The sequence below is a fragment of the Cycloclasticus sp. genome (assembly GCA_040743155.1).
Classification (GTDB): Bacteria; Pseudomonadota; Gammaproteobacteria; order Methylococcales; family Cycloclasticaceae; genus Cycloclasticus.
On sequence record JBFLJU010000001.1, the window covers coordinates 194,396 to 214,354 of the forward strand.

The following is a 19,959-nucleotide window of genomic DNA, read 5'->3' on the forward strand; positions in this document are numbered from 1 at the left end:
TCAGTGCAGCGGCTTCAGTGTTTCAACTGGCTTATTTAGAAACGTAGATAGTGTTTTTATAGCCGAGTTCATAAAGCTTTAATCGAGCAGAATCAGCGCTCTTTATGCGTACATAGGGGCCAATCTGTACAACGTATATTGGGTTAGAGAAGTCTGAGCTAGGTCTCACCGTAACCGGTGTGTTTAGCGCACTGGTTAGTTTATGTTTTAATTTAGTGGCGTTATCTAAGGACTTAAAAGCGCCTACTTGGATAAATAAGAAGCCTTTATTTGAAGGGCTTTTGGACGGCTTTTCGATGGAATACCGCAACGCAAAATCACTTGTTTTGGCGATAGGTGGAGTATCTAACGAGCTTGCGGTGAATGTACTTGGGTTAATGGCCTTAATTTCTACTGATGAGGTGCCATTTTTTAAGGTGCCAAGTTTGGCGGCGGCTGCATAAGATAAGTCGATAATCCGACCATCGTGGAAAGGGCCACGATCATTGACTCGAACAATGATTTTTTTACCGTTTGATAAGTTAGTTACTTCCACATAGGTAGGAATGGGCAAGGATTTATGTGCTGCCGTCATCGCGTACATATCGTAGATTTCACCATTTGAAGTTTTGTTGCCATGAAACTTCGTACCGTACCAAGAGGCTATGCCGCGTTGAACGAAGTCTTCACTGGATGGCATTACGTGATAGGTTTTTCCGAACACCTCGTATGAAGCGGGGTTGCCGCCACGGCTTTTGGCTTCAACTTTTGGAATGGCGTCAGGCGTTAGTTCGATATTGGCGGGGTGGACGGAAGGCGCGCTATCGAGGATAAGTGGTTGCTGACTGGTACAAGCACTTAGGAGGCTGGCAATAACAAAAAACAGGGGCAGGTGCATCGTTTTTATTGGCTTTTATGAAAGCTTTTTTTGATCTCTTGGCCAAGTTGATAAACCGCCATCGCGTATAAGTGGCTGTGGTTATAGCGGGTGATGACATAGAAATTGTGGAAGGTGAGCCAATATTCAGCATGCTCTTTTTGTTTGAGCTGCAATAACCTGACGATAGTATCGTCCGCAATGTTTGACGGGGTCTTTACTTGTTTTTGCGCCAACTGTTGTAGGGTGTTGTTGGGTTTCAATGAGCGATTGAGTAAGACTTTATGAGCGCTACCTTCAACGCTTGTTTGTTGCGTAATGAGGGACGAGTTTTGCCAGCCGTGTTTTGCAAAGTAATGGGCAATGCTATTAATAATATCAGCGTGGCTGTTCCATAGGTCTCGTTTATTATCGCCATCGCCATCAACGGCATAAGCCCTGTAACTGCTAGAAATAAATTGTGATTGCCCCATGGCGCCAGCGTACGAGCCTTTTGGTTGGTAAGGGTCAAAGCCTTCCTCACGACATAATAATAAGAAGTGTTCTAATTCACGTTGGAAAAACTTAGCACGTTTTGGAAAATGGAAGCCAAGTGTTGTTAGCGAGTCGAGCACTTTATACGACCCTGTATTGCCTCCGTATCGAGTTTCAACACCAATAATAGCAACGATAATTTCAGCTGGAATACCATATTTTTCTGAAGCAGCATCTAACAATGCCTTATTTTCATGCCAAAACTTAACACCGCCATTAATACGATTTGGCTTTAGAAATATCTTGCGATAGCTGTGCCATTCCAAGCGTTTTTCAGCAGGGGATGACATGGCTTTAAGGATGCTTTCTTTAACCACAGCTTTTTCCAATAAAGCAGTGAGTTCATAACGATCAAACTGATGTTCTACCACCATTTTTTCAATAAAGTCATGGTAGATATTGGGTTTAAGCGGTGGCGTTGCCGCGCATGCGTTTAAAGACGAAAACGTCAACAAGACGATTAAAATTAAGCGAAAAGAATGGTGTTTTTTGAGGTGCATAACCTGTCCTTAGGAAGAAAGTAATTTACGGTGAGTATGTATAGACATCAAGATGCCAAAGCCAATTAATAATGTAACCATTGAAGTGCCACCATAACTCACTAAGGGTAAGGGTACACCAACGACCGGTAAAATACCGGTGACCATGCCAACGTTAACGAATAAATAGATGAAAAAGGTCAGAGACAAGCTACCGGCCAATAATCTTGAAAAGGTGTCTTGGGCTTGTATGGAAATATAGATTGAGCGGATAAAAATGAGTAGGTAGATCGTTAATAAGCCGACACAGCCTATTAAGCCAAACTCTTCGGAGAAGACGGCAAAAATAAAATCGGTAGAGCTTTCTGGTAAAAATTCTAAGCGTGCTTGAGAACCATTCATCCAGCCTTTGCCATGGATGCCGCCCGACCCGATAGCAATTTTTGACTGAATGATGTGGTAACCGGTCCCTAGAGGGTCTTCTTCGGGGTTAAGAAAGGTAAGTACACGCTGTTTTTGGTAGTCTTTCATAAAACTCCAAAGAATGGGAGCAAGCGCTGTTCCTACGGTCGCTACGCCCATTATTATTTTCCAAGAAATGCCGGCTAAAAACAGTACGGCTAAGCCTGAACTGGCTATTAAAATGGCTGTTCCCAAATCAGGTTGTTTGGCAATAAGAAGTGTTGGGATGGTAATAAAAATAGTGGCAAAGATAATATGCCTGCCACTTGGCGGTAGGCGCCTTTCTGCTAAATACCAAGCAACCATCATCGGCGTTGCAAGTTTTAATAGCTCGGATGGTTGGAAACGGAACAGACCTAAATTTAACCAGCGTTGAGCACCCTTGCCCATATCACCAAAAAACAGTACGCCAAGCAAAAGAAGCGCACCCAGTAAGAATAACCACGGGGCAAACATTTTTAATACATGAGGTGGAATTTGCGCCACGATCAACATGGCAAAAAAGGCCACAGCCAATCGAGTCGCTTGCCGTTGCAGTAAGCCAAAATCATCATGACCAGAGCTCATTAAAATAAGGATGCCAATAGACGATAAGCTGGCTAAGAGGATGAGCAAGGTAAGGTCAATGTGCATGCGCTGGAATAAACTACCTTTTCTTTGGTGGTAGTGGCTTACTTGTTGTGTATTTTGAAAAGACCAATTCATGGCGATATCAGTATATATTCATCAAAAATAGCGCGTGCAATGGGCGCAGCAACCGAGCCGCCATGTCCGCCATTTTCAACGATAACGGCAATAGCTAATTGTGGGTTTCTAGCGGGCGCAAAAGCAATAAATAAGGCGTGGTCTTTGAGGTGTTCTAACACCTTGTCTTCCTCATACTTTTCATCTTGTTTTATACTAAACACTTGTGCGGTGCCCGTTTTCCCAGCAATTTTATACGGCGCACCAATTTTAATTTTACGGGCCGTTCCTCGTGCGCCATTGACCACGTCGTACATGGCGTCAATCATTAAGTTCCAGTGCTCATCGTTGTTTAGTTCGATTGGGGTGGTTAGTTTTGTTTGCCTTTGAGTGTCATTTATTTTAACAACAAGAGATGGCGTGTGTGCGCTGCCTTTATTTGCCAAAATGGCAGTTGCATGAGCCAGCTGTAGTGGTGTCGTCAGGTTGAAGCCTTGTCCAATACCCGCAATCAGAGTTTCGCCTGGGTACCAAGCCTGGTTTCGGTTGCGTTTCTTCCAAGCGCGAGAAGGAAGTAAGCCGCTTTTCTCCCCGAGAATATCGATGCCTGTTTTTTGCCCGAAGCCAAAATGACTGAGGAAGTTATGCATACGGTCAATTTTTAAGTCATGTGCCAATCTATAAAAATACACGTCACATGATTGAACAATGGAGTCGTGTAAAGTTGTCATACCGTGACCACCCCTTTTCCAATCACGGTATTTATGGCTTTGCTTTGGCAGTTGGTAAAAACCAGGACACATGATTTTTTGATTAGGTTTGATGGTGTTGTAGTCGAGCCCAGCTAGACCTAAAAAAGGTTTCAAGGTTGAACCTGGGGGATACTGTCCACGAAGTGAGCGGTTAAATAAGGGCCGTTTAGGAGAGTCTCTTAAGGCATTGTATGATGTTTGGTCTATGCCTTTGGCAAATAGGTTAGCATTAAAGCCTGGCTTGCTAACGAGCGCGCGGACCGCGCCAGTCCGTGTATCGATGGCGGCGACGCTACCAGTAGACTCTCCGAGTGCGTCGTATGCAATTTTTTGTAAATCGATGTCCAAGTTCAAAGTGAGGTTGCTTCCCGACAGTGGCGCGGTATGACTGAGTACTTTAATGGACCTACCTTGAGCAGTATGTTCAGTCTGTTGGTAGCCTACATATCCGTGTAACTCGTTTTCATATGTTTTCTCGATGCCTGTTTTGCCGATAAAGCGAGAGCCACGGTAGTTTACCGGGTCGATTGATTTAAGCTCTTTTTCATTAATGGCGCCAACATAGCCGACAACGTGAGAGGTTAGCTCAGGGAACGGGTAATGCCGTAGTGGGCGAGCTTGTATGTCAACGCCGGGGAATAAATGACGATGAGCAGAAAATATGGCGACTTCGGTGTCATTTAGCCTGTTTCTTAAGGGCACACTGGCGAAGTATTTCTGTTGCTTACGGCGTTTTTCAAAGAGCCTGATTTCATTTTTAGAGACGGGTATTAAGGCGCTTAACTTCTCGATGGTTGAGCTGATGTCTTTAATTTGTTCGGGAACAAGTTCAAGGCTATAACTAGGATTGTTTTCAGCCAATACTCGGCCGTGGGTGTCAAAAATTAGGCCACGAACTGGCGTAATAGCTGACAGTTTTACTCGATTGGTTTGAGCGAGGTCAGCGTATTTGTCGTGGGTTTGTATTTGTAAATAAGTGAGGCGGGCTATTAGGGCGAAAAATAGGATAAGAACAAAAATAACCAAGATGCTTGCACGTGACAGGAAAAGGCGGTTTTCTCGAAGCGAGCTTTTTAGGTCGAAGCTTGTTTTCATCGATGCTATTGAACTCTGTAGCGTCTTCTTGCCAAGCGTAAGGTGGCAAAAATAGCGGGCCAGATCATGGCGCTTGAAAACGCCTGTAGCCAGTACTGGTAACTGGCGTCAGCGCGAATTGGAAATTGATTAATCGACAACGATAACAGCTTCATACTTAATAGGAAAAACAGCACAAAATAAGCCTGTTGCCATACCCGATAGTTTCGTAAGCGAGGATAGAGCGCGTGACTAAAAAAAGACGCGATACTAAAGATGAGTGCGTTTTGGCCTAGAAGACTGCCGGTTAAGACATCAAACAGCAGGCCCGTGATAAAACCTGTGAAAACACTGACTTTATGCGGTAGGGCGATACTCCAATACATCAGCGTTAGCAATGTCCAATTTGGCATTAATATGGCGACTTGATTTGGCCATGGTGCGACATTGAGGCACATGGAAAGAAATAACGATAAAACAATAATGAAGCCACCTGATGATTTAGCGTGCATCGGGTGTTAGCTGTTCAGGTTCGATGGCTACGCCCGACAATAGCGGTATGGGTTCTTGCTTGCTCCAGACCAATAAAATATCACGGGTGCGTTCAATTTTTGTAACGGTCTTAGCTTCAGCGTCCATGAAGGCTTCTCCTGGCAACGGTGTCAGCGTTGATACAGTGGCGACTGGGTAGCCCTTAGGAAAAACACCGCCAAGACCTGAGGTTGTTAATAGGTCGCCTATCTCAATATCGGCATTATGCGGAAGGTACGGTAGGGTTAAGGTGTTCTGTATGCCATTACCTAGAGCAATGGTTCTTAATCCTGTTCTGTTTATCTCAATCGGTATGGCGTGATTGGGGTCTGTGATCAGCATAATGGATGAGGTGAGGGGGTGTACATTAATAATTTGGCCGATCACACCGTCTTCGTTAAGAGCAGCTTGTCCCTCATATAAGTTAAAGCGACTGCCTTTGTCGATAACAATATTGGTTGTGTTCGGGTTTTGGTTAACTTTGATAAGTGAGGCAGAAATAAATTGCTCGCCAAGCTTGAATGAAGACTCTAATAAACTATGTAAGCGGGTGTTTTCCCTTGCAAGTGCTTCAAATTTTTGTAGTTTGGCTTTTAAGATTAAAGATTCAGACTTTAACTTTTTATTCTCCTCGGATAACTCAGCGTGGTTGGCGGTGCTTTCAGTTACGCTCTTATAAAGTTTACCGGGTAGGTCAACGACAACCAGAACGGGGTGTACGATAAAAGACAGGCCGTCTTTGAAGCGTGCAAGTTGACCGGTTTGTTGTGCTAGTAGTAATAGCACAATAGAGATAATCGCTGCGGCAATAAAGCGCGTACTTGTAGCAGGACCTTTTGTGAAAATGGGTTTTATAGTGAATAGCCTTTTTTATTATTCTAAATCGAAAGTATTTGGCCCTTTTTCATTAATCAACTCCAGCACTTTACCGCCACCACGAGCGACACATGTTAATGGCTCGTCAGCAGTACGGACAGGCACACCTGTTTCTTCATGCAGTAGTTTATCTAGGCCACTTAATAATGCGCCGCCGCCGGTTAGGACGATACCGTTTTCTGCAACATCAGCGCTTAACTCAGGCGGTGTTTGTTCTAGTGCTTGTTTGACGGCACTAACAATTGCACTAACGGGCTCTTGCAAGGATTCTAAGATTTCATTGCTATTGAGAGTGAAGCTGCGAGGTATCCCTTCTGCTAAATTACGACCAGTGACCGACATTTCTTTAACCTGGCTCGCTGGGTAAGCTGAGCCGATGGTGTGTTTGATTCTTTCGGCGGTGGATTCACCAACGATGGTGCCGTAGTTTCGACGAACATAATTAATGATAGCTTCATCGAAGCGGTCGCCGCCGACACGGATAGATTCAGAATAAACAATACCATTTAATGACAACACAGCGATTTCAGAGGTGCCGCCACCAATATCTAGAACCATAGAGCCGCGTGCTTCATCGATAGGCAGTCCAGCACCGATAGCTGCTGACATAGGCTCTTCGATCAAATAAACCTCACGCGCACCTGCGCCGGAAGCAGACTCTCTAATGGCCCTTCTTTCAACCTGAGTGGAGCCGCATGGTACGCAAATAAGCACGCGAGGACTTGGGCGTAAAAATTTGCCTTCGTGCACTTTATGAATAAAGTACTGAAGCATTTTTTCAGTGATCGTAAAGTCGGCAATAACACCGTCTTTTAGTGGACGAATAGCGGTGATGTTTCCGGGGGTTCTTCCAAGCATGGCCTTGGCTTCAGTGCCAACAGCAGCAAAACTTTTTTCACCACGAATTTTGTCTTCACGGATAGCGACAACGGACGGTTCATTAAGCACAATGCCTTGGCCAAGCGCATAAATTAGTGTATTCGCTGTGCCCAAGTCGATTGATAAATCGTTGGAAAACATGCCGCGTATTTTTTTAAACATGGAATAAAAAAGTTTAGTGGTGAGTAAAATTGTACTTTAACAACCCTTTACCTCTTTGGGCAAGGCGCGAATTGTGTTAATTTGCACGCTTTTAAAGTATGAATTAAATAAAGGAGGCATTCTATGTCAATTCAGTCGGAAGATGTACTGAAAATCGCACATTTGGCGAGACTTGGTATTCAACAAGAACAGCTTGAATCATATGCTTCAGATTTGTCCAATATTATGAATTTAGTCGAGCAGATGAATCAGGTCGATACGTCTGATATTGAGCCGATGGCTCACCCGTTAGATCAAATGCAACGCCTGCGAGCAGATGTTGTTTCTGAAGGTAATCAACGCGATGCTTTGCAGAAAAATGCGCCGGATATAGAAGACGGGTTGTTTTTGGTGCCACGAGTCATCGATTAAAACCGAATTAAGCAGTTGAGAGTTTTATTCGTTTCAATGAGACTTATTCCACTTGGGGATAAGCATATTTAAAGTTTTGGTGAAAAATGTATAACAAATCATTAAAAGAACTGTCTGCGAGTCTTCGCAATAAAGAAGTGTCAAGTGTTGAGCTAAGCCAATACTTTTTAGACCGTATTAAGCGTTTTGATAGCGACTTAAATAGCGTCGTGACACTAAATGAGGAGGCTGCATTATTAACAGCGCAGCAAGCCGATAAGGTTATTCAGTCCGGCGAAGCTGGTTTACTGACGGGGATCCCGTTACTTCATAAAGACATTTTTTGCACACAAGGCTTAAAAACCAGTTGCGGCTCAAAAATGCTCGATAATTTTATTGCGCCTTACACGGCAACAGCGGTGAGTAAATTAGAGCAAGCGGGCGCGATCACCTTGGGTAAAACCAATATGGATGAATTTGCGATGGGTTCATCTAATGAAACGAGTTTTTATGGCAGCGTAAAAAACCCTTGGGATTTAAGCACGGTACCTGGCGGCTCTTCGGGCGGCTCTGCGGCGGCTGTTGCTGCTCGTCTAGCGCCGTTGGCAAGTGGCACAGATACCGGCGGTTCAATTCGTCAGCCGGCTGCTTTTTGTGGTATTACCGGCATTAAACCGACCTACGGGCGTGTGTCGCGTTACGGCATGATTGCCTTTGCTTCGAGCTTAGACCAAGGCGGTGCGATGGCGAAAAGTGCAGAGGATGCGGCGATTATGTTGCAAGCGATGTCGGGGTTTGATGAAAAAGATTCCACCAGCGTTGATAAGCCAGTGGATGATTTATTGGCTCATTTGGGCGACTCCATAAAAGGTTTAACCGTTGGTTTGCCAAAGGAGTTTTTCACCAAAGACCTTGATGGCGATATTCGTGAAAAAATTGAAGAAGCGATAGATACCATTAAATCAGCGGGTGCAACGGTAAAAGAAATCAGTTTGCCGAATATTAATTTGTCTGTGCCAGCCTATTATGTGGTGGCCCCTGCTGAGTGTTCAGCCAATTTGTCGCGTTTTGATGGCGTGCGATTTGGGCACCGCTGCGAATCACCTAAAGACTTAGAAGACCTTTATAAGCGTTCTCGCGAAGAAGGCTTTGGCGATGAAGTGAAGCGTAGAATTATGATTGGTGCTTACGTTTTATCGGCAGGCTATTACGACGCATATTATAAAAAAGCTCAGCAAGTTCGTCGTTTAATTAAAAATGACTTTGTTGAAGCGTTTAAAGAAGTTGATATTATCGCCAGTGCAACTGCGCCATCGCTTGCGTTTGCCTCGGGTGAGAAAAAAGATGATCCAGTATCCATGTATTTGTCGGATATCTTCACGATTGGCGTTAACTTGGCCGGCTTGCCGGGCATGTCGGTGCCGTGTGGCTTTATTGATAATAAGCCGGTAGGCATGCAACTGATTGGCAATTATTTTGAAGAATCTCGCTTACTCAATGTGGCGCATCAATATCAACAATTAACAGACTGGCACCTTGCAGTGCCGGCTGGATACGAGCAGGAGGCGTAGCCATGCAATGGGAAACAGTTATTGGGCTTGAAATTCACGCTCAGCTATCAACAAAATCTAAAATTTTCTCTGGTGCGTCAACGGCGTATGGCGCAGAACCAAATACGCAAGCTTGCGCTGTTGACTTGGGCTTGCCGGGCACTTTGCCGGTGCTCAACGAACAAGCTGTTCGTTTTGCGGTGAAGTTCGGCTTGGCGATAGGCGCACATATCGCGCCGTATTCCGTGTTTGCGCGTAAAAATTATTTTTATCCAGATTTGCCAAAAGGTTATCAAACAAGCCAATTCGATAAGCCAATTGTTGGCTTAGGGCATTTGAATATCGATGTAAATGGAGAAACAAAAACCATCGGTGTCACGCGTGCGCACTTGGAAGAAGACGCTGGTAAATCATTGCATGAAGACTATCAAGGCATGACCGGTGTTGATTTGAATCGCGCCGGTACACCGCTGCTAGAAATTGTTTCAGAACCGGATCTGCGTTCAGCTGCTGAAGCCGTTGCCTATGTTAAGAAGTTGCATACCTTGGTGCAGTACTTAGGTATTTGCGATGGCAATATGCAAGAGGGTTCTTTTCGTTGTGATGTTAATGTGTCAGTGAGACCAATGGGTCAAGACGAGTTTGGCACGCGCGCGGAGATTAAGAATCTGAATTCATTCCGTTTTATAGAAAAAGCAGTCGCACACGAAGTAGAGCGCCAAATTGATGTGATTGAAGCTGGCGGAAAGGTCGTGCAAGAAACCAGACTTTATGATGCGAATAAAGATGAAACGCGTTCAATGCGATCGAAAGAAGAAGCAAATGATTACCGTTACTTCCCTTGTCCAGACTTGTTGCCGGTGGAGATAACAGCCGGTCTGTTAGACGAGATGCGTGAGGAATTGCCAGAATTACCTGAAGTGAAAAAACAGCGTTTCCAAGCGCAATACAAATTGACTGAATACGATGCGGATGTTTTAACAACGCAACGTGCAACGGCCGATTATTATGAAGACGCGGTTAATTTCTCTGATGGAGAGGCGAAGCTGGTTGCTAACTGGGTGATGGGTGAGCTCAGTGCGGCTCTTAACCAAAACAGTTTGGGGGTAGCATCTAGCCCTGTTAGTGCCGAACGTTTAGGTGGTCTAGTGATACGAATTGCCGATCAAACCATTTCAGGGAAAATTGCTAAACAAGTGTTTGAACATTTATGGGGCAGTGATTCAACGGCAGACGAAGTGATTGAGCGAGAAGGCTTAAGGCAAATTTCGGATACAGGTGAATTGGAAAAAATTATTGATCAACTGATGGCTGATAATCAGACTCAGGTAGAGCAATTTCGTGCAGGCAAAACGAAAGTATTAGGATTTTTTGTCGGTAGTATCATGAAGCAAACTCAAGGTAAGGCGAATCCACAAGAAGTGAATAAGTTATTGCAGAGTAAGTTGAAAGGATAAACTTAGGCACTAAGTTCTAAAATAAAGACAATTAAACAATGAGGTTATTATGAATATTTTAAAGCTTTCCGGTATTTTTGCATTAGCGTTATTGATGTCAGCATGTGCCAACGTTGCGACAACTGCAGTGGGTGCAGGGGTGGTAAAGGCTGAAGAAAGTAGTAACTCGCTGAGTTCTCAGGATAAAGAAACAGCGAAGATTGAACAGCATATTGCGCGTATTATGGAAAAGCTAAAGGACGAGCCGACGGTTAAAGGCTGGGTCTTAGTGGGTGACGCTAATATGCACCTGAAGCGATACAATGAGGCTGTTTGGGCTTATCGAGAAGCCTACCTACTGAGCGATTTTGCCAGTGGCCCGAGAAGTAAACTAAGGCGAGCTATCTATCTCGCAGGTTTAGAGCCAGAGAATCAGCGTTATGAGGATGAGTAATACGTTGCTTTTATTTTTCGTCCATTCGCAGGATGATTTCCACAATATTTTCATCATGTAGCAACTTAAATCCGCGCATTTCTAGTACACCCTTAGTATTGAGTGAGATGATTAGGTAGAGGGTGTCAGGGTAAGCGGCTTGCTCGATATCCGTTGCTGAAGGAATGGCGGGAGCTGTTGGGTGTGAGTGATAAATGGCAAACATATCTTCTTGTTTGTCACGCATTGCCTTCATCGTATTGATTTGTTCTTCAGGCGCCATCAAGAAACGACTGCTAGGTGCTTCAGCAACATTCTCAACGGGGTAACAGGAGTATTCGCCAGCCTGATTTTTTCCGATAAAACCACAAACTTCTAACTCTTCCGACACTTGGGCGTTGTGAAGTAATTCATTTACAAGCTTCCTTGGTAGTGTTATTTCTTTTTGATGCATTGTTAACCTTGTTGTTTATGAAGTCTGCCTAATGTGGCGCGAATATGTCCCTGAATATCTCGAAAGTTCTCGGTGGGTTTGAAACCAGAGGATCTTAACAAGTTTTCTACTTGTTTGCCCTGCTGAAAGCCGTGTTCAAACAAGATAATTCCGTTGGGTTTAAGAAAATGTTGAGCACCCGAAATAATCTTTTCAATATCTTCTAGCCCTTCTTGTTCAGAAACGAGTGCAGAAGATGGTTCAAACCGCACGTCACCGTCTGAAAGATGGGGGTCGGTTGGGCAGATATAGGGTGGGTTGCTGACAATCAGGTCAAACTTTTTATCCGCTAGCTGTTCAAACCAGTCACTGAGGATGAAATCAATATTGCTTGCACCAAGTAGCTGGGCGTTTTTCTTCGCAATGCTGAGAGCGTCGCTACTTGCGTCGATAGCCGTAATAACCGCGTGTTTAAACTCTAACGCTAGCGTTATAGCAATGATGCCACTACCAGTTCCTAGGTCTAGTACCGAGAAGCTTTGTTCAGCAGAAAATTTCTGTTGGGCAATGTCGATAAGAACCTCAGTATCTGGTCGAGGTATCAGTACGCTAGGTGAAACGATAAAAGAACGAGACCAAAATTCGCGCTCGCCGGTTAAATATGCGATAGGTTGCCCCTGCTGACGCTGTTTAACCAATTGCTTGAAAACACGAAGTTCGTCGGCAGATAAGGTTTTGTCAGGCCAAGCTCTAAAATAACTTCGGCTTTTTTTAAGTGTGTGTGCCAATAGCACTTCGCAATCGAGGACGCTGCTATCGCTATCGATGAGAGTGCTCGACGCCTGTGATAGCGCCTCTTTAATTGTCGAGGGGGTGCTCAATGGAGGTGGTTTAGTCGTCAGAACTCAATTGGGTGAGCTGCTCCGCTTGATGTTCTTGAATTAACGGGTCAATGATTTGCTCTAGCGCGCCTTGCATTACTTCATCCAGCTTATACAGTGTTAAGTTGATGCGATGATCTGTGACGCGGCCCTGTGGGTAATTGTAGGTGCGGATGCGTTCAGAACGATCACCGCTGCCAACTTGTGAGCGGCGTGACTCTGCTTGTTCTGCGTCAACTTTTTCTTGTTCAGCGGTCATGATCCTGGCTTTTAAGAGCGACATGGCGCGTGCCCTGTTTTTGTGTTGAGAGCGTTCGTCTTGGCATTCAACAACAGTTCCCGTTGGAAGGTGGGTAAGGCGAATGGCGGAGTCTGTTTTGTTAACGTGCTGGCCACCTGAGCCTGAGGCGCGAAATGTATCAACACGCAAGTCGCCAGAGTTGATTTCTATTTCATCTTTTTCGTCAACTTCCGGCATGATGGCGACTGTGCATGCAGACGTGTGTACGCGGCCTTGTGATTCCGTTTCTGGCACGCGTTGAACACGATGAGCGCCAGATTCAAACTTTAGTTGTGAATACACGTCGTTGCCTTCAATGCGGGCAATGATTTCTTTGTATCCGCCATGATCCCCTCGGTTTTCATTCATGATTTCAAATTTCCAGCCTTTTTTCTCGGCGAAACGTAAATACATGCGGTATAAATCACCAGAGAAAATAGCGGCTTCATCGCCTCCCGTGCCGGCACGAACTTCAAGAAAAGCATTTTTCCCATCGTTAGGGTCTTTTGGAAGCAGCAGAACTTGCAGTTCTTTTTCTTGTGTTTCTAGAGCGGCTTGAGTTTCTTTTAACTCTTCTTTCGCCATCGCCTTGATGTCGGGGTCACTGTCACCAAGCATGGCTTTGGCCGCTTCTTGGTCTTCCAGCGTCGACAAATAATTCTGGTGGGTACTAACGATAGGGTTCAATTGAGCGTACTCTTGGCTCAAGCTGCGAAATTTATTTTGATCACTTTGAATGCTGGGCTCAGCCAGTAAGCCGGCTATTTCTTCGAAGCGCTCAGAAAGGGTGTCTAGCTTTTGTAAGATGGTTATATTCACGTTATTTTTTTAGCTTGAAAAGTTGTTGGGCGGCGGTTAAAAGTTCGTTATTACCGTCAGATGCAGCTTGCTTTAGCGTGCTGCTTGGTGCGTGTAGAATTTTATTCGTTAAATCATTTGCTAAGCGTTCTAGAGCTTGCTCGGGCGACTGGCCATTATTCAGTGAATTGATTGCTTTTTGAAGCAATTCTTTGCGAACCTCGTCGGACTGAGCTCTGAGTTGATAGATGGTTTTTGAGGCGTCTTGCGCACGAATCCATGTTTGGAAATGGGACACTTGTATGTCGATAATGTCTTCGGCTTGCTCGGCGGCTTCACGGCGTGATTGCAGGCCATCGTCGACAATGTTCTTAAGGTCGTCAACGCAATAAAGGTATACGTCGCTTAACGTGCCCACTTCCTTTTCTATGTCATGCGGTACGGCCAAATCCATCATAAACATGGGTTTATGTTTACGTTTTGCTATCGCTGTTTCAACGCTGCCTTTACCGAGTATGGGCAGCGTGCTAGCGGTTGAAGAAATGATGATGTCGGCTTCGGATAAATGCTCGGGGATGTCCTTTATTTCTATGGCGTAGCCATTACCTTGAGACGCGATGGTATGGGCTTTTTCCAAGGTTCTATTAGCGACAATTAACTGCCCGATGCCCTGTTCTTTAAGGTGTTGAGCAGATAGTTCAATCGTTTCGCCAGCACCAATGAGTAAGGCTGTTTGCTCTGCGAGGTTACTAAAAATTTGTTGGGCTAATTTAACACCGGCAAAGGCAACAGATACAGGGCTAGATCCAATGGCGGTATCGGTGCGAACCTTTTTAGCCACTTGAAAGGTGTGTTGAAACAGGCGGCCTAGGTATTTTCCTAGTGTGCCAGCGCTAGACGCGTGTTGGTAAGCTGTCTTCATTTGCCCAAGTATTTGGGGTTCGCCAAGGACCATAGAATCAAGACCGCATGCAACGCGTGACATGTGCTTGATTGATTGGTGACCTACGTGGCTATAGAGATAATCTCTAATGTTGGCCTCGTTCAGGTGATGATGTGCGGCAAGCCATGCGATCAATTCATCCGTTTGTTGCGTTGCTATATCACAATAGATTTCTGTGCGATTGCAAGTCGATAAAATAGCGGCTTCTTCAATGGAGGAAAGGTTGCTCAGTGATTGCAGTGAATCGGTCAGGCGCTCAGGCGAAAAAACAAGCTTCTCGCGAATCTCGATAGGTGCCGTGTTGTGATTGAGTCCGAGCGTAAGCAGCATGCGCTTTTTGTTTGGTTTACCTTAGTCTAATTGGGTTATTATAAACTTTTTAGCTTAGTGAATGTTTTATTAAGTTGCTACTGCTGGCTTTCGAGACGTCTTCTCGAAGAATAATATGGTATTAGGTTTTTGTTTTGAATAGTTAATTTGGCGTGAGCTGTTGGGTGAGAAAATCATGGTTTTAAGGTTTGTATTAATAATTGTTGTGGCTCTGTCTGTTGGCTGTGCGCATGTGGCTAACAGTGAGATAGCTGCGGTTAAGAAGCGTGTTGAGCCGACAACGGGTGTTGAGCAAAAAACGCCAGAGGTGAAGTCGCTGTCAGGACCGGAGTCAACATTGGTTGAGCAGAGTAATTTGGACGCGGTACTATTGTATAGTCTGTTAGGCGGTGAATTGGCTGGTCAGCGAGGAGAGGTTGGTTTAGCGTCTGTTTTTTACCTTAGCGCCGCTAAGCATTCAAAAGACCCGCAAGTAGCTCTTAGGGCGGCTCAAATAGCGCTGTATAACAAAGATATTGCAGCGGCTAAATCTGCGGTAGATATATTGGTCGCAGATAAAAACATGTCAGTACCGTCTCATAAGCTGGCATTAACAATTTATTTGCGCGCGGGTGAGCTAGAGAAAAGCTTGCAACAGATCGAATTGATCCTTAAGAAAAGTGACATTCCAGTGCGTAATATGTTGCTAGCGATAGGCGATGTTGTTTCGCGCAATGCGGTCAATGGAGTTGCCGTTAGCGTTATGAATACGTTGGTTAATAAGTACCCTGAAGAAGCGAGTGTGTATTTGGCTCGGTCGCAAATTGTGTCGCGCCTAGGGGAGTTAAAGCAGGCGGAGCGAGATGCGCTGAAATCAACGCAATTAGACCCGTCTTGGCCAACGGGGTTCGTTCAATTGGCTTTAGTGCTTGAAAATAGTGGCGATACAGATGGCGCGTTAGCGGTTTTAAAGGACGCAAGTCATCGGCTTAAAACAAGGCAGCTGATGATGGGGTACGGGCAGTTACTAGCAAAAAATGAGCAATATGAAGCGGCTAAAGAAAAGTTTTTGGAGTTGGTGTCCCTTGAGCAAAACTATCCAGAGGCACGCTTTGCTTTAGGTCTTGTTTACTTGAAGTTAGACGATGCGATAAGGGCGACAGAGGTTTTTACGCGCTTGTACGAAGCGAAGGCGTTTCCTTCAAAATCGGCTTTTTATTTGGGCCGAATATATTACTACCAAAAAGAATATGAAGATGCGCTAGCGTGGTTCGAGAAAGTAGCTGCAGGTGATCATTACATTGATGCTCAAGCGTCTATCGCAATGATTAAGTCAGAGACGGGGGATTTGCAAGGGGCGAGAAGTGTGTTGCAGCGCTTACGTAATGCCTACCCAAAAAAATCAGTACGTTTTTACCTTTTAGAAGCCGAGCTGTTAATGGATGGTCAGCATATGAAGCGTTCATATGACATGTTAACGGAGGCGATTAATGAAATCCCTGATGATTTGGCGCTTAGATATGCTCGTTCTATTGCGGCTACTGAAATAGGTGAGTTGGATTTAGCTGAGAAGGATTTGCTGTTTGTTTTAGAAAGAGAGCCGAAGGATGTTAACGCGTTAAATGCGCTAGGTTATACGTTGGCGAGTAAAACATTTCGTTTCAAAGAGGCCCGTTATTACTTAGCTCAAGCGTTGGCATTGAAGCCGAATGATGCGGCCATTCTGGATAGTATGGGGTGGTTGAATTATCGAGAAGGGCGTTACGAGCAGGCGTTGATTTTATTGGAAAAAGCATATAAGACGACGCCCGAAGGTGAGATAGCTGCGCACCTTGGTGAAACCATGTGGATGCTTGGTCGGCAAAAGGAAGCTCGCACTGTTTGGGAAGACGCTTTGAAACGAGATGCTGGTAATCGATACTTAATTGAGGTCCTTCAGAGGCTGAAGTGATGCGCTACTGTTTTCTTGCGCTATTCGTCACGCAGTTGTTGGCGTGTGCCTCGGTGGGCTCGATAAAAATGGAGCCTAGTCTGGATGTTTCTCCTTATGCCCTACAAGAAAACCTAGCGATTAAGCATTGGCGGTTATTGGGTCGATTGTCTGTTCGCAATGCTAGTGAATCGTGGTTAACGAAGTTGGAGTGGCGGCATGAGCTATCGGTCGATGATTTAACACTGAGCACATCGTTAGGTGGGGTTGTTGCAAAACTGCGGTATTCGAACCACGGTATTGTTTTGGTCGGCGCGGATGCGCAGGCACGACGTGTTTCTGAAAATGAGTTGCAGTCTTTATTGGGTTATTCGCCTCCTTTAGCACAGCTAAAATATTGGGTTCGCGGGTTACCTGACCCTAATATTGGCGTGAGGATGAGTGAGCAACAGATTGCTGGCGTATTCGCCTTTCAACAAGATGGATGGGCCGTCAAATTAGAGCGCTTTGCTAAGGTAGGTGAAATGGTATTACCGAGCAAAATATCGCTTTCAAAAGAGCGTTTGAAGATTAAATTGGTGGTAGATGAATGGTTGACTTAAGTGTGGATAGAGATGAATGGGCTGAGCATTGGTGGCCTGCGCCAGCTAAGTTGAATTTAATGCTTAATATCGTTGGTCAAAGGGCCGATGGTTATCACGAGTTGCAAACGGTGTTCCAGTTAGTAGCAATATCAGATTGGTTGAACTTTATACCGACCGATAATGGTCGCATCAGCCTAAGTTGTAGCTCAGCTGATATCGCAACAGAGGATAATTTGGTTGTACACGCGGCAAGCTTGCTCAAGGAGCGAAGTGGTTCAACCTTAGGTGTGGATATTATCTTAAAAAAAATATTACCGATGGGTGCTGGTTTAGGCGGTGGTAGCTCAGACGCAGCAACTACGTTGGTTGTGTTGAATGATGTTTGGGGTTTAGGGTATTCAGTTGAGCAGTTAATTGATTTAGGGCTTGAATTGGGTGCGGACGTGCCGATCTTTGTAAAAGGTTGTTCGGCGTGGGCAGAAGGCGTAGGTGAAAAAATGACGTCGATTAAATTGCCTGAAAATTGGTTTGTTGTAGTGAATTCAGCCCATCATTGTTCAACAAAGGAAGTTTTTGCACATAACAGTTTGACAAGAGATAATTCTCCCATCACAATACGCGACTTTTTAGACGGCCAAGAAAATAATGATTGCTTGCCGGTTGTAAGAGAAATGAATCAGGAATTGGATCGTCAATATCGACAGTTCTCTGATTTCACTAAGGTATATTTAACAGGCACTGGCTCGAGTATGTTTGCTAAATGCAACACTCGGCAAGAGGCGGTGTCGCTGTCAGATCGGTTACCCGATGGCTGGAATAAGTGGATAGTAAAAGGCATTAACAAATCACCTTTACAGAAGTCGCTTAAACAGTTTTTTAATCGAGTAAATCAGGTATAATCTGCAGCCATAAAGTTTGGGGCGTGGCCAAGTGGTTAAGGCACGGGGTTTTGATCTCCGCATCCCAGGTTCGAATCCTGGCGCCCCAGCCATCCTTTATTTTGTAGAACATTCTGTTTTCTTTAGTCTTTAGTAGGAGTTTAGTGTGCTAGATAGTCGCATCATGGTGTTTGCTGGTAATGCAAACACAGTTTTAGCTAAAGATATCGTGCGTTATCTAAATATCAGACTGGGTAGAGTCAGCGTTGATATGTTTAGTGACGGCGAGGTAATGGTTGAAATCGGCGAAAATGTTCGCGGTAAGGAAGTTTTTATTATTCAGCCTACGTGTGCACCAACAAATAACCATCTAATGGAGTTGTTGGTAATGATTGATGCATTGAAGCGTGCCTGTGCTAGTAGAATCACAGCGGTCATCCCTTATTATGGCTATGCAAGACAGGATCGTCGCCCGCGTTCAGCTCGTGTGCCTATTACGGCAAAGTTAGTGGCGAAAATGATCGATACGGCAGGAGCGGATCACGTATTAACGGTTGACTTACATGCGGATCAGATACAGGGCTTCTTTGATATTCCGGTTGATAACGTTTACGCGTCGCCATTGTTATTGAGCGATATTTGGAAAAGAAAAACAGACACGCTGATGATTGTTTCACCAGATGTCGGTGGTGTAGTGCGTGCTAGGGCGATTGCGAAACGTTTGGGTGATGCCGATTTGGCAATTATCGATAAACGCCGCCCGAAAGCGAATGTCTCTCAGGTTATGAATATTATTGGTGATGTCAGTGGAAGAGACTGCGTTATCGTTGATGACCTTGTGGATACGGCTGGCACATTGTGTTTAGCTGCAAAGGCGCTAAAAGAGAGTGGTGCAACCAGCGTTAAAGCGTACTGTACGCATCCGGTGCTCTCAGGCAAGGCGATTGATAATATATCAAATTCAGTTTTAGATGAGTTGGTTGTTACAGATACTATTCCGTTAACGGCTGCTGCTTTAGGTTGCGATAAAATTAGACAATTGAGTGTTGCTGAGATGTTGGCGGAGACAATTCGCCGTATGGTAGAGGGTGATTCTGTAAGTTCGCTATACGTAGATTAAAAAATATGGCAAAATATGCTGTTTAGTGCAATTAATATTATTTTTGGAGAAGGTTAGATGAGTATCAGCTTTGAATTGGCGGCATCGATTCGTAAGGATTTAGGTAAAGGCGCAACGCGTCGTTTACGCAAACAAGACATGGTTCCTGCTGTAATTTATGGGGCCGGAGAAGAGCCTGTCTCAATAACCTTGTCTCATAATCAGTTATTACATAGCACAGAAAATGAAGCGTTTTTCGCTCACATTCTGTCTATTGATGTAGAAGGTAAAGAAGAAAAGGTCATTATTAAAGCCTTGCAGCGTCATCCGGCTAAGCCAATATTGATGCATGCGGACTTTTTAAGAGTAAGTATGAAGGAAGCGTTAAAAGTACACGTGCCGATTCACTTTATTGGTGAAGACGTTGCGCCTGGTGCTAAAGCAGGTGGTGTGGTAACGCATGACATGGTAGATGTCGAGATATCTTGCTTACCGAAAGATTTGCCTGAGTTTATCGAGGTAGATGTTTCAGGCTTAGAAATTGGCGAGAGCTTACATTTATCTGACCTTAAATTAGCAGAAGGTTTAGAAATTGTTGCTTTGATTCAAGGCGAAGATCATGACTTACAGGTTGTGGCTATTCAAGCAAACAGAGCGGCGGTGACTGAAGAAGACGAAGCGGATGCTGAGGGCGAAGCTCCAGAAGAGGAATCAGGCGAGTAAATT

The 19,959-nt window shown here is 44.7% G+C and carries 20 protein-coding genes and 1 tRNA gene; 10 read left to right on the top strand and 11 right to left on the bottom strand.

Annotation, left to right across the window (positions count from 1 at the left end):
• Positions 1 to 31 precede the first annotated feature (31 nt).
• Genes AB1Y31_00955 through AB1Y31_00985 form a run of 7 tightly spaced genes read right to left on the bottom strand, consistent with a single transcriptional unit; the run spans position 32 to position 7,289 of the window.
• A complete protein-coding gene (locus AB1Y31_00955) occupies positions 32 to 877 on the bottom strand; it encodes a septal ring lytic transglycosylase RlpA family protein (GenBank protein ID MEW4981735.1) in 846 nt (281 codons plus the stop codon).
• Positions 878 to 882: 5 nt separating this feature from the next.
• A complete protein-coding gene (gene mltB / locus AB1Y31_00960; GenBank protein ID MEW4981736.1) occupies positions 883 to 1,890 on the bottom strand; it encodes a lytic murein transglycosylase B in 1,008 nt (335 codons plus the stop codon).
• A 9-nt stretch (positions 1,891 to 1,899) separates the two neighbouring features.
• Positions 1,900 to 3,036, bottom strand: coding sequence for a rod shape-determining protein RodA (gene rodA / locus AB1Y31_00965; protein MEW4981737.1), 1,137 nt, complete (start codon positions 3,034 to 3,036; stop codon positions 1,900 to 1,902).
• Positions 3,033 to 4,862 (bottom strand): penicillin-binding protein 2, encoded by a 1,830-nt coding sequence (gene mrdA / locus AB1Y31_00970; protein MEW4981738.1) that lies wholly within the window; start codon positions 4,860 to 4,862, stop codon positions 3,033 to 3,035. The genes rodA and mrdA overlap by 4 nt, the downstream gene beginning before the upstream one ends.
• A gap of 5 nt (positions 4,863 to 4,867) precedes the next feature.
• Entirely contained in the window at positions 4,868 to 5,353 is a 486-nt protein-coding gene (gene mreD / locus AB1Y31_00975; GenBank protein MEW4981739.1) for a rod shape-determining protein MreD, read from the bottom strand.
• On the bottom strand, positions 5,343 to 6,227 hold the full coding sequence (mreC, locus tag AB1Y31_00980) for a rod shape-determining protein MreC (GenBank protein MEW4981740.1): 885 nt from the start codon (positions 6,225 to 6,227) through the stop codon (positions 5,343 to 5,345). The genes mreD and mreC overlap by 11 nt, the downstream gene beginning before the upstream one ends.
• An 18-nt stretch (positions 6,228 to 6,245) precedes the next feature.
• The gene (locus tag AB1Y31_00985) at positions 6,246 to 7,289 is read right to left on the bottom strand and encodes a rod shape-determining protein (GenBank protein MEW4981741.1); all 1,044 of its coding nucleotides are present in this window, start codon (positions 7,287 to 7,289) and stop codon (positions 6,246 to 6,248) included.
• Between the two features lie 123 nt (positions 7,290 to 7,412).
• Here AB1Y31_00985 and gatC point away from each other — a divergent pair, with 123 nt between their 5' ends.
• From gatC to AB1Y31_01005, 4 genes are all read left to right on the top strand, one after another.
• Complete coding sequence (gene gatC, locus AB1Y31_00990; GenBank protein ID MEW4981742.1) at positions 7,413 to 7,700, top strand: Asp-tRNA(Asn)/Glu-tRNA(Gln) amidotransferase subunit GatC; 288 nt, start codon at positions 7,413 to 7,415, stop codon at positions 7,698 to 7,700.
• A gap of 86 nt (positions 7,701 to 7,786) precedes the next feature.
• The gene (gatA, locus tag AB1Y31_00995; GenBank protein ID MEW4981743.1) at positions 7,787 to 9,250 is read left to right on the top strand and encodes an Asp-tRNA(Asn)/Glu-tRNA(Gln) amidotransferase subunit GatA; all 1,464 of its coding nucleotides are present in this window, start codon (positions 7,787 to 7,789) and stop codon (positions 9,248 to 9,250) included.
• 2 nt (positions 9,251 to 9,252) lie between these two features.
• The gene (gene gatB / locus AB1Y31_01000; protein ID MEW4981744.1) at positions 9,253 to 10,686 is read left to right on the top strand and encodes an Asp-tRNA(Asn)/Glu-tRNA(Gln) amidotransferase subunit GatB; all 1,434 of its coding nucleotides are present in this window, start codon (positions 9,253 to 9,255) and stop codon (positions 10,684 to 10,686) included.
• 49 nt (positions 10,687 to 10,735) lie between these two features.
• Positions 10,736 to 11,119, top strand: a complete 384-nt coding sequence (locus AB1Y31_01005; protein MEW4981745.1) for a hypothetical protein — start codon at positions 10,736 to 10,738, stop codon at positions 11,117 to 11,119.
• 10 nt (positions 11,120 to 11,129) lie between these two features.
• Here the strand turns inward: AB1Y31_01005 and AB1Y31_01010 are convergent, their stop codons facing one another.
• The 4 genes from AB1Y31_01010 to hemA are packed head-to-tail and all read right to left on the bottom strand — an operon-like array spanning position 11,130 to position 14,763.
• The gene (locus AB1Y31_01010) at positions 11,130 to 11,552 is read right to left on the bottom strand and encodes a M67 family metallopeptidase (protein MEW4981746.1); all 423 of its coding nucleotides are present in this window, start codon (positions 11,550 to 11,552) and stop codon (positions 11,130 to 11,132) included.
• A gap of 2 nt (positions 11,553 to 11,554) precedes the next feature.
• Positions 11,555 to 12,412: a peptide chain release factor N(5)-glutamine methyltransferase gene (prmC, locus tag AB1Y31_01015; GenBank protein ID MEW4981747.1), complete on the bottom strand. Its 858-nt coding sequence runs from the start codon at positions 12,410 to 12,412 to the stop codon at positions 11,555 to 11,557.
• A 10-nt stretch (positions 12,413 to 12,422) separates the two neighbouring features.
• On the bottom strand, positions 12,423 to 13,511 hold the full coding sequence (gene prfA / locus AB1Y31_01020; protein MEW4981748.1) for a peptide chain release factor 1: 1,089 nt from the start codon (positions 13,509 to 13,511) through the stop codon (positions 12,423 to 12,425).
• A gap of 1 nt (position 13,512) precedes the next feature.
• Positions 13,513 to 14,763 carry a glutamyl-tRNA reductase gene (gene hemA, locus AB1Y31_01025; protein MEW4981749.1) on the bottom strand — a complete coding sequence of 417 codons (1,251 nt, stop codon included), beginning with the start codon at positions 14,761 to 14,763 and terminating at the stop codon, positions 13,513 to 13,515.
• Positions 14,764 to 14,938: 175 nt separating this feature from the next.
• Here hemA and AB1Y31_01030 point away from each other — a divergent pair, with 175 nt between their 5' ends.
• The 6 genes from AB1Y31_01030 to AB1Y31_01055 all read left to right on the top strand — a co-directional run bounded on the left by AB1Y31_01030 (position 14,939) and on the right by AB1Y31_01055 (position 19,956).
• On the top strand, positions 14,939 to 16,693 hold the full coding sequence (locus AB1Y31_01030; protein MEW4981750.1) for a tetratricopeptide repeat protein: 1,755 nt from the start codon (positions 14,939 to 14,941) through the stop codon (positions 16,691 to 16,693).
• Positions 16,693 to 17,274, top strand: coding sequence for a lipoprotein insertase outer membrane protein LolB (gene lolB, locus AB1Y31_01035; protein MEW4981751.1), 582 nt, complete (start codon positions 16,693 to 16,695; stop codon positions 17,272 to 17,274). The genes AB1Y31_01030 and lolB overlap by 1 nt, the downstream gene beginning before the upstream one ends.
• On the top strand, positions 17,262 to 18,155 hold the full coding sequence (ispE, locus tag AB1Y31_01040; protein MEW4981752.1) for a 4-(cytidine 5'-diphospho)-2-C-methyl-D-erythritol kinase: 894 nt from the start codon (positions 17,262 to 17,264) through the stop codon (positions 18,153 to 18,155). Before lolB ends, ispE begins: the two co-directional genes overlap by 13 nt.
• 17 nt (positions 18,156 to 18,172) lie before the next feature.
• Positions 18,173 to 18,247 (top strand) — tRNA-Gln (locus tag AB1Y31_01045).
• A gap of 71 nt (positions 18,248 to 18,318) precedes the next feature.
• The gene (locus AB1Y31_01050) at positions 18,319 to 19,254 is read left to right on the top strand and encodes a ribose-phosphate diphosphokinase (protein MEW4981753.1); all 936 of its coding nucleotides are present in this window, start codon (positions 18,319 to 18,321) and stop codon (positions 19,252 to 19,254) included.
• A 57-nt stretch (positions 19,255 to 19,311) separates the two neighbouring features.
• Entirely contained in the window at positions 19,312 to 19,956 is a 645-nt protein-coding gene (locus AB1Y31_01055) for a 50S ribosomal protein L25/general stress protein Ctc (GenBank protein ID MEW4981754.1), read from the top strand.
• Positions 19,957 to 19,959: the final 3 nt, after the last annotated feature.